Here is an 810-nt window from a genome sequence, read left to right as displayed (position 1 = left end):
TACTACCATGTGATGAGTCGAACGGTGAATGGGGAGGCTCTCTTTGGGGATCGGGAGAGGGAGGTTTTGCGGAAGATGATTTGGCAGGTGGCTGATTTCTCGGGGATTCGGGTGGTTACCTATGCGGTGATGAAGAACCACTTCCATGTTTTGGTGGAGGTGCCGGCGGAGGTGAGTATTTCGGATGAGGAGTTGGTGCGTCGGTATCGTCGGCTCTATCCGAAGCCTACGCCTTGGAATCCGATGCGGGCTGAGGTTTTGGAGGGGCACCTTCGGGATCATACTTTGGAAGGGATGGACTTGCGGAAGAGTCTGTTGCGACGGATGGGGGATGTTTCCTGGATGATGAAGACCCTCAAGCAACGATTCACGCTTTGGTTTAATCGGTCGCGGGATCGTTTTGGACCGCTTTGGTGTGAGCGGTTTAAGAGTGTTCTGGTGGAAGGGGATCGTTGGGCGCTGCGGACGGTGGCTGCCTATATTGACTTGAATGCGGTGCGGGCGGGGTTGGTTGAAGATCCTAAGGATTATCGATTTTGTGGGTATGCCGAGGCGATTGGAGGGGGGCGGATGGCTCGGGCTGGTCTTTCGGTTGTGGACAAGGATCTGGCTGGGTATCGCCAGACTTTGTATGGTGCCGGGGCCGGGGAGAAGGATGAGAAGAAGTCGATCTCTCGGGAAGAAGCGGTGCGGGTGTTGGAAGAGGAGAAGGGAAAATTGCCCCTGTCTGTGGTTTTGCGGTGCCGGGTGCGTTATTTTACCGACGGGATGGTGCTGGGATCGCCCTCATTTGTGGAGGAGCAGGTGCAG

1 protein-coding gene is annotated in these 810 nt (G+C 55.9%); it reads left to right on the top strand.

Annotation, left to right across the window (positions count from 1 at the left end; translation table 11 throughout):
• Positions 1-12: 12 nt before the first annotated feature.
• Positions 13-810 (top strand): transposase (locus tag H5P30_RS07705; protein WP_246459512.1); only part of this gene is annotated, 798 nt, incomplete at its 3' end.

This window comes from Puniceicoccus vermicola, from assembly GCF_014230055.1.
Classification (GTDB): Bacteria; Verrucomicrobiota; Verrucomicrobiia; order Opitutales; family Puniceicoccaceae; genus Puniceicoccus; species Puniceicoccus vermicola.
Note: the sequence above shows the minus strand (reverse complement) of the source record. Positions and strands in the feature narration are given on the sequence as shown.